The sequence below is a fragment of the Geobacillus jurassicus NBRC 107829 genome (assembly GCF_001544315.1).
Taxonomy (GTDB): Bacteria; Bacillota; Bacilli; order Bacillales; family Anoxybacillaceae; genus Geobacillus; species Geobacillus jurassicus.
In genome coordinates this window covers 1-9,031 of sequence record NZ_BCQG01000016.1, presented here as the reverse complement: position 1 = coordinate 9,031, position 9,031 = coordinate 1, and the positions used below count along the sequence as shown (strand labels likewise).

Sequence of the window (9,031 nt, the reverse complement as noted above, 5' to 3'; positions counted from 1 at the left end):
TTCCAACAATAGCTGTTTCCGATTGTCGAAATTTCATTTGCACACAACCGGTTTTTTATATTATAATATATATAAATTGATAATTATTACAAAGAAAAGAGGTGCATTATGTCTCCAACACTGTACGATTTCCACCATCTCCCACACGTCAAAAGGCAAAGTGAATCGAAAAAAGCGCTTTGGGTGACGCTTTTGTTGACCGTGTTTTTCACCGCCGTCGAAATCATTGGCGGACTGATTTCCAACTCGCTCGCCCTCTTGTCCGATTCGGCCCATATGGCATCCGATGTATTGGCGCTTGGCTTAAGCATGGTCGCCCTCTATATGGCGACGCGCCCGCCGAACCACCGGTTTACGTTCGGTTTTTTGCGATTTGAAATCATCACGTCGTTTTTGAACGGCCTGACGTTAGCGGTCATTGCTTTATGGATTTTATGGGAAGGCATTCAGCGGTTTATCCATCCTGAACCGATCCGTTTTTCGCTCATGCTTGGGATCGCGGCGATCGGCTTGATCGTCAATTTGACATTGACGATCGTCTTAAGCCGGAGCACGAAAGAGGAAGACAACTTGAACGTCCAGAGCGCCCTCTGGCATTTCATCGGCGACTTGATCAGCTCGATCGGCGTCATCGTTTCGGCGCTGCTCATTTATTTCACCGGCTGGACGATTTTCGACCCGATCATCAGCTTGGTGATCGCCGCCATCATTTTCACAGGCGGGGCGAAAATTATGCGCGAATCGTATCTCATCTTGATGGAAGCCGTTCCGGAACAGTTCGACCTCGAACAAATTCGCGCCGACATCCTCGAGATCGAAGGGGTGGAAGACGTGCACGACATGCACTTATGGGCCATCTCCACCGACCATTACTCCCTGTCGGCTCATGTGTTTGTCAACGAACACATTCAGCCGCTTTGCGTGATCTTGGCAGTGAATGAAATGCTGAAAGAAAAATACGGCATTGAGCATGCGACCATCCAAGTCGAACACGCCATGCTACATGACCACGGCAGCTACGGCCAAGCGTTTTTGAAAAAAAGGGCTTCCCATTCATAAAAAACGCCGCTGGCGGCTCAACCCGCAGGCGGCGTTTTTGCATTTCCGTTTGGCGCGAAAAAGAGGAATCGCTGATGTCGACAGCGAATGGAAAAAAGGAAAACCAGTCAGGGGAAAGAAGGGTTTACAATGGACATTGAAACGATCTTCTCATTCTTCGGCGTCGCCGTCTTGCTGACGCTCGCACCAGGACCCGATATTTTATTCGTCATCGCCCAAAGCCTGTCTCAAGGCAAATGGGCCGGCATCTCCACCGCGCTTGGGCTTTGCACGGGGCTTGTCGTCCATATCAGCGCCGCGACGCTCGGCGTCTCGGCCGTCATTTACCAGTCAGCCTTGGCCTTTGCCGCCGTCAAATACGCTGGCGCCGCTTATTTGCTGTACTTGGCGTGGCAGGCGTTCAACGAAAAAAACGCCGACCTGGCGTTCGGCCGGCAGGAGCCGATGGCCTATTTCTCTTTATACAAAAAAGGGATTTTGATGAACGTGCTCAACCCGAAAGTGTCGCTCTTCTTTTTGGCCCTGTTGCCGCAGTTCGTCAACCAACATGCCGGCCATGTACCGCGGCAAATGCTGCTATTAGGGGCCATCTTTCTCGTTCAGGCGCTCATCATCTTCACCTTGGTGAGCATCGGCGCGGAAAAACTGCGCCATCTATTGCTGTCGAACAAACGAATCGCCGAGCGGATCAACTGGCTAAAAGGCGCCCTGTTCGCCCTAATCGGCATTCAAATCGCCTTCAGTGAGCGTTCGTAGCGGCGCGCGGCAAGAGGACGCCGCGCCTTTCTGCGCGACTCCCTCTTTTCCGCTCATAACAAAAGCGCCGCGCCTCCCAAAATGAAAAGCAGTGCGAGGAACAACAGCCACGTTGATAAGACGGGATCCAACGACAAGAGATCGAACATTTCAAAAAACAAGGCGGCTTTCCTCTCGTGTGCCGCCATTTCCTTGTATTCTTGATGAGCCTGACGCCAAACGGAAACAACCCGATTCCCGCTATCAGCAGAATCACTGCTATCCCCTTGTCGTCCATGACCGTCCCTCCCAACCACGCCAGCGTCTGCACGGAATCACCCACTTAGGCGGCCGAGAACCATTCTTTCCATCTCCTTCCTTGATGTGAAAGATGTTCACGCTGCGTTTCAGACGAGGGATGCCCGTCTCCCGACACCTAATTTCACCTTCATCGACAACGCGCCCCCATCAAACCACAGCGACCCAACCATCACTCCTATTATAGAATTGAAAATTTCTCATTTTAGTATTTTACCGAGCATTAGATCGACTGTCGAGCGACCGAGCGACGCCGCCTTCAGACCCATGTATCGGTCTGTGAAGAGAGCTGTTGCTCTCTCTTCCCTCACGTTCTTGACCTGCCTTCGACAGCAAAAAATGGAGAATTGACTTTTCCGCCAAGGCTATGTGAAACGTTTTCGTTGCATTTATAATAGACCATGCCGCCCTTTTTCATCATATTGTCCCAAAAATCCCCTGTCTTCTCCCACATAATTTGTGCTAAAATGGGAGTTGGATGTCCCCAGATCTACTGCACATATCCCCACTGATGATCGAACCCTTTGACAAAGCCCTACATCGACAAGATCCAGACTACACTAACAATAGAGAATGGGCTTACATCACCACCAACCAAAACATGGAAAGGATGATCCATATGGAAGCACTCTTGAACCGAATTTTGGATCGCCTCGATCAATTGCACTCGAATGTCGGCGCCTTGACATCCGAGGTCAACGATATCAAAACCAAAATGGCGACCAAAGAGGAATTGGCCGAACTCCAGTCCAAAGTGAACGACATCGAAGCGAAAATGGCCACCAAAGACGAGCTCGCCGAACTCCGGTCCAAAGTGAACGACATCGAAGCGAAAATGGCCACCAAAGACGAACTCGCTGAACTCCGGTCCAAAGTGAACGACATCGAAGCGAAAATGGCCACCAAAGACGAGCTCGCTGAACTCCGGTCCAAAGTGAACGACATCGAAGCGAAAATGGCCACCAAAGACGAGCTCGCTGAACTCCGGTCCAAAGTGAACGACATCGAAGCGAAAATGGCCACCAAAGACGAGCTCGCTGAACTTCGCTTCACCGTGAACGAGCTCCAGTCCAACGTAAACGAAATTCAAGCGAAGATGGCGACCAAAGAGGAACTGGCTGAACTCCGGTCCAAAGTGAATGAACTCCAATCCAACGTAAACGAAATTCAAGCGAAGATGGCGACCAAAGACGACCTTGCCCCTATTTGGCAGGCGGTCCTGGAAACCAATGAAATTGTCAAAAAGATCGAAGTCAACCAAGAGCGCCACGAGCACATTTTGGCCATCCTCTCCAAACGCTCGATTGAACATGAGGCATCCATCGCCAGCCTTCGGCACGCGCAATAATTCTACAGAGTGAAGACAATCGGTGTTAGGGAACAAACAATGGACAAGGGGCGAGCTGTGCAGCGCAACAAAGAAAAAACATCCCTTTCGGACACGGATCGTGGGGATCATCCAAGGGAAATTCCCCCGCATCAAAGCAACAACCTGACAGCGTTTGAACCATGTTTATGATATCCATGGGGTGCATTAATAACATCCGGGAAGGCCAAGCGTCTTCCCGGATTTGTCTGAATTGGAACATGCGTGGCTTCAGTCGACATCTCATCCATCGTCCATCAACATTCACCTTGTTGTATTTCCCCCCTGGAACAACTGAATCGGAACGAATCATCTTTTAAATGCGCCCCTCTTCTCCATGTCATGCGATTCTCATCGATGGGCTGATTGACAACCGTTGCTCATTCCACGCAAATCCAAGGCAGCCGTTGTAAAAAACAAACCGTCCCTCCTCTCATGCTTCCAAGCCCGCGATCTCTTTTTTCATCGCAACGACCCTCACCGGTATTCCAGTGGTGCTTATGACCGTTTGTTCTCGAACCGGTACATATCCTATCGATTGATACAGCTGGATGTTGCGCGCTGCCGACCGCCGGACGTTGCACCATATTTCCTTCTTCCCGTTTTCCTTTGCATATCTCTCAAGCCAGGCCAACATGGCTTTAGCCATCCCCTTCCCCTGTTCTTCTGGACATACGGCAAGACGGAAAAAATAAAGCGAATGCTCATCCATTTGAAACCGCACCGCCCCAATCGGCCGGCCGCTCCGAAAACAAAGAAGCGCCTGTTCACTTCCGTCCTTCAACCGCTCCTCAATTAAATCCACCGTTTCACTGAGCGCGCCTGACGGTACCTGATGATCCCGATATTCGGCAAACGCCGCCATCGTAATCTGATAGATGCAACAAGCTTCGTCCGCCCCCGCCAGACGAATGACAACATCTTCTTTTCCATCCGATGCCTGCACTTGTTCTAGCCCCATTTTGGCAGCCCCTTTCATTTGCCGTTCTTATCCTTTCTGCAAAACTCTCTATATACATGCTCATTGAAAAGTTAACCTTCGTATAAGCGGTGCCCACTCCGGTTATACTGCTCCTAAGGAAAACAGCGGAAAAGGAGCGGGATCGTCTATGAAACGCCTCAAAATCACTAACGATCACGGATGGACACCACGGAAACTTCGCAAGCAGGAGCGAAAAATCAAAAACGCTCTTCTCCGTCAACGGGTCATGGCGGTTCGACTGGTCATGGAGGGGTACTTGGGCAAAGAAGCGGCTTCCATGGTCAACGTCTGCCAGCAAACCGTTTCTCACTATGTGTCGCTGTTCAACGAAGGCGGTTTGGAGCTCTTGCTTCATCGGGATTTTGCGCCTGGGCGCGAGCCATTTCTCACCGAAGAACAGCAGGAAGACATCAAACAACTGGTGTTGACAACGCCCCCCGCCGAGTTGGGCTGGGATATCGCCTCTGCCTGGAACACGAACGTTCTGCAGTCCTATGTTCAAACACACTATGGGGTCTCCCTGTCCCGTGAAGCACTTCGAAAACTCCTGCATCGCAAAGGGTTGTCGTGGACCCGCCCCACGTACACGCTGGCCAAAGGAGACCCGGACCGGCAAAAACGATTTGAAAAGCAAATGGATCTGATAAAAAAAAAACTTGATCACAAAAGAGACGGAAGATGCCGTCCTCTTGTACATCGATGAAACGCATATCCGCTCCTATCATGTCCTGCGATCCACCTGGTCCGAGGTCGGTCGTCAAAAACAAGTGCCGACATTCGGTCATCATGCCCATGTCTCTCTGTTTGGGGCTGTGAATGTCCACAATGGCGAAACGATGCGCCATCAAACGACAGCCGCCAATGCCACGACTTTCTTGGATTTTCTGCGCCTGCTCAAAGAGCGTTATCCAAACCGGATCATCGCTCTGGTTTTGGACAATGCCCGGATTCATCATGCCCGGATGGTCAAGGAGTTTTTGCAGGAAGAAGGGCAGTGTTTTCACTTCCTTTATCTCCCGCCGTACTCGCCGCAGCTCAACCCGATCGAGCGTTTGGGGAAATGGCTGAAAGATGCCGTTATCGCCAATGCCTTTCACAAGGACCGCAACGATATCCTTCAAGCCGTTCATCGATTTGTCCGCTACATTCATGAACGCCCGGAGGAAGTGCTGCAACGCTTGGGGTGTGCAGCGTCATCGAGAAGTTAACTTTTCAATGTGCATTTATATAGCTTATTGGAACTTAGCTATCTCGTTCAACTAACGTATGTCGATAGAAAAGACCGATTTATACCGATCTTTTTTGTATGTCTTATTCCTCTATCGCATTCGTTAGCATAACAACAAAAACCCTACTACATGGTGTTCACCAAATCGATATTTTTAAAAGCGTTTCACGAAACGGTATCCCGTTATTTCATAACCTAATTCTTTATAAAATTGATGAGCTTGTTCCTCTCTACCAAAGCCACTAACCAACCAAGTTCCAATACACCCTTTTTCAAAAGCTAATTTTTCGGCATAGTTCATCAAGAACCGTCCAACACCTTTACGACGTGCGCCCGAATCAACAACAATGACAGAGATTTCACCATATTTGCTTACTTCTTCTAAATTCTCACGAATACGAAACCCAAGTAACCCTAAAATAGTGCCATTTTCTTCGCAAACATACAGGGAATCAAAAGGACTATCCTCTATAAACTCTAATCTGTTATTCATTTCCTCTTGAGAGATTTCGTAACCACTTAATTCCTTCATCAGATGACACAAACGTGGAATATCTTCTCTTAAAGCTTGACGAATGGCTAATGGCATATATATCTCCCCTCCTCCAATTGTCTTTTATATATAAATACTCTTTATGAGTTTTAAGCATGGCACTCGTTAGTCGAAGGAAAATTGTTTCTATTTTTCGTTTTGATGGAAAAATTGAATAATACCTTTATGGTCTGAATAACAAGCACCGTTTTTATCGTGTCCTACTCCAGGAGTAACTTCTAAAGCAATTTGTAATTTGTGTTTAATTCTTAACTCCACGAACGGCAATGCATTGATTTCAACAGGAACATTTTCATCTCCCGTGCCGTGCCAAATTTTACACGGAATAGGAGCTAATACAAGCTTTTCAAGAGCAAACGTTTTATCAATATATGCGTCTACGGTACTATAATCAATTTCGTGCGATAAAGCAATTGCATGTCCCATTGGGTCATCCATGTCCAAATTATTCCTTTTAATATAATCATTTTCGTATTTTCTTTGTTCTTTTACGTTTAAAAGTGGCTGTGAAAATGCAACTGATTGAATAAAATCAACGCTTCTCATTAACCTTAAAGCGAGCAGACCTCCCATGCTAATCGCAAACAAATGAACGGAGAAATTAATTACTGTTTCTTCAACCATATACTTATGTAAATTTTTGATGTCTTGTAGAGCTTTATCATTTCCAAAATTTGCCCCATGAGCATTGGAATAACCGATTGTGTACCCCTCTTCCAATAAAGAGTTAAATAATGCTTTTTTATTTAAATCTTCATGCCAATCACTACTATTGTTTGACACAAAGGCCATAGACCCACCTAAAAAAATAACCCCATAACCATTCGACTTTTTAGGTTGCCCAATGTAAGCCCATTGTCCGTCAATATTTACAAATTGCTCCCTAAAAGCCAAAATAATCATCCTTTTCTATTTGTTTTACCTTCCCTATACCTACTTCAATTATATAATTCCACTATCATACCGTTAGTCACCTACAAAGCAAGCTTCACCATAGATGATGGAATGTAATTCGTTCCTTCATGGGAGACGAATGAGAGTAAATATGTTATTATCTTCCAATTCTCAATTTATTTATAATACCCTTGCAATCGTTAAACCATCACCAATTGGGACAATGACCGATTCTAATTTTGAGTGCTTGGCTACAAACTCATTAAACTCTCTCAGGAAAATAGTATTGTTTTCTTGATTGTTCTTGTCCGTCACTTTCCCTTTCCATAATACGTTATCCGCAGTAATTAAAGCTCCCTTTTTAGCTAATTGGATGGAATACTCTAAATAAAGTTTGTAATTTTCTTTGTCGGCATCAATAAAAAAGAAATCGAACTTTCTTTTTTGTTTAATAAATTGTTTCAACGTTTCAAGAGCAGGACCAATATGGTAAGTTACTTTTTTTCCATAACCAGCTTTTTCAATATTATTTTTTGCTACATTGGCGTAATCTTTGTTTAACTCCAATGATGTCAGTTTTCCGTCATCTGGCAACGCTTTGCAAAGCCAGATACCACTGTAACCACCGAGAGCACCAATCTCTAAAACATTCGTTGCATTCGCTATTTTAACTAACAAATACAATAGTTTTCCCGTTTCTGGAGATACTGAAATGTTAGGCATATGGTTGATTGTTAAACTGTGGGAAACCATTTGATAAAAATTGTCGTGGCCCTTAACATACAAATCATTAATATATTGGGAAACATCCATCATAAAAACTCCTTTCTGAAATAAAAGAATGAAACGAAAGGAACGAAATTTACGATGAATATCATTTAACCCTCTCCTCGCCAACCAAAAATCCGTCAACTTTATTGATAATCTTAATTAACCTGAATTATCAATTTCGTTAGTTGTAAATTGGTTTAGGTCTTTTGTAAAATCAACGATACACTGAAACATCAAAGGGATGGTTTCAAGTTTTTGTGATAAATCCTTATTACAAACAATACTTTTTCTTTAGTGTAATGATGTCATTTATAGAAAATTTTCAGTCACCAATTTCAAGTCTTTGTGTAGCTATTAGTTTCTCATCAGCAAAACGACATTCAAAATGGCAACGAATAGACATATCAATGACAAAGTTCACTCTCTCTTCGTAAATATATATTCTTTATAGATAAACATCGTCCTTCTAAAAAGCAGTGTCACTTTTAATAAAAATTCAGATAAATCCTGTTATAAAAGTAAAAAATGACGTGCCAAAATGAATATCCATTCGCACGTCATTTTACATGTCATTTTTCATTTTGCACCTGAAAACACAGAATACATTAATAAAAGGTTAATTAGTTATATTTTGTCATTCAACAATACCCATCTCATGTGGTCTTCCCACTTTCCATTAACTTTTAGAAGTTTTTTTGCTATTCCTTCATTTTCGAATCCTAATTTTTTTACGACTCGAATAGAAGCTTCATTTCTGGGCATAATTGGGGCTTCAATTCGATGAAGTTGATATTCGTTGAATATAATCTCGATACCTTTTTGTAGGGCTTCTGTTATGTATCCGGTTCATCACCAAAAGATGTACTTGACTTTTAAAGACAAACATGATAGCAATGTTGCTCAAAGAGATGTGTGGTATAAAAAGGAAAAAACGCTGTTTTGGTTTTCTTTATCATGATCGTCTTTCTTTGTCAAGTACACTTTGTGGTGAAGATCCATGTATCCCTTATTTATCTCATCTTTATCCAACTTATACCCCAAAATACATGATTGTAAAATGCTTCTAACAATATTACTAAAGCTGATGCAACCAATGGTTTTAGAAAAATCTTTGTCATCCTTATT

9 protein-coding genes and 1 pseudogene are annotated in these 9,031 nt (G+C 44.4%); 5 read left to right on the top strand and 5 right to left on the bottom strand.

Features of this window, described 5'->3' with window-relative positions; translation table 11 throughout:
* The first annotated feature begins 108 nt into the window (after positions 1 to 108).
* The 3 genes from GJ1_RS05995 (at position 109) to GJ1_RS05985 (ending at position 3,460) form a co-directional block, all read left to right on the top strand.
* A complete protein-coding gene (locus GJ1_RS05995) occupies positions 109 to 1,059 on the top strand; it encodes a cation diffusion facilitator family transporter (protein WP_066229827.1) in 951 nt (316 codons plus the stop codon).
* A 129-nt stretch (positions 1,060 to 1,188) separates the two neighbouring features.
* Positions 1,189 to 1,815, top strand: coding sequence for a LysE family translocator (locus tag GJ1_RS05990; protein WP_066229823.1), 627 nt, complete (start codon positions 1,189 to 1,191; stop codon positions 1,813 to 1,815).
* A gap of 916 nt (positions 1,816 to 2,731) precedes the next feature.
* Complete coding sequence (locus tag GJ1_RS05985; protein ID WP_066229821.1) at positions 2,732 to 3,460, top strand: GumC domain-containing protein; 729 nt, start codon at positions 2,732 to 2,734, stop codon at positions 3,458 to 3,460.
* A gap of 451 nt (positions 3,461 to 3,911) precedes the next feature.
* Here the strand turns inward: GJ1_RS05985 and GJ1_RS05980 are convergent, their stop codons facing one another.
* A complete protein-coding gene (locus GJ1_RS05980) occupies positions 3,912 to 4,439 on the bottom strand; it encodes a GNAT family N-acetyltransferase (RefSeq protein WP_066229816.1) in 528 nt (175 codons plus the stop codon).
* Positions 4,440 to 4,587: 148 nt separating this feature from the next.
* On the opposite strand from GJ1_RS05980, the gene GJ1_RS18790 reads away from it, so the two are divergent.
* Complete coding sequence (locus GJ1_RS18790; protein ID WP_066229813.1) at positions 4,588 to 5,163, top strand: helix-turn-helix domain-containing protein; 576 nt, start codon at positions 4,588 to 4,590, stop codon at positions 5,161 to 5,163.
* Positions 5,150 to 5,668: an IS630 family transposase gene (locus GJ1_RS19000; RefSeq protein WP_245629343.1), complete on the top strand. Its 519-nt coding sequence runs from the start codon at positions 5,150 to 5,152 to the stop codon at positions 5,666 to 5,668. The genes GJ1_RS18790 and GJ1_RS19000 overlap by 14 nt, the downstream gene beginning before the upstream one ends.
* Positions 5,669 to 5,842: 174 nt before the next feature.
* On the opposite strand, the gene GJ1_RS05965 is transcribed toward GJ1_RS19000, so the two are convergent.
* From GJ1_RS05965 to GJ1_RS19400, 4 genes and pseudogenes are all read right to left on the bottom strand, one after another.
* Positions 5,843 to 6,277, bottom strand: a complete 435-nt coding sequence (locus GJ1_RS05965; RefSeq protein ID WP_066229807.1) for a GNAT family N-acetyltransferase — start codon at positions 6,275 to 6,277, stop codon at positions 5,843 to 5,845.
* 90 nt (positions 6,278 to 6,367) lie between these two features.
* Complete coding sequence (locus tag GJ1_RS05960) at positions 6,368 to 7,144, bottom strand: alpha/beta hydrolase family protein (RefSeq protein WP_245629342.1); 777 nt, start codon at positions 7,142 to 7,144, stop codon at positions 6,368 to 6,370.
* A 171-nt stretch (positions 7,145 to 7,315) separates the two neighbouring features.
* The gene (locus tag GJ1_RS05955; RefSeq protein WP_066229803.1) at positions 7,316 to 7,951 is read right to left on the bottom strand and encodes an O-methyltransferase; all 636 of its coding nucleotides are present in this window, start codon (positions 7,949 to 7,951) and stop codon (positions 7,316 to 7,318) included.
* 579 nt (positions 7,952 to 8,530) lie between these two features.
* A pseudogene (locus GJ1_RS19400) lies at positions 8,531 to 9,031 on the bottom strand (GNAT family N-acetyltransferase); the annotation flags it as partial.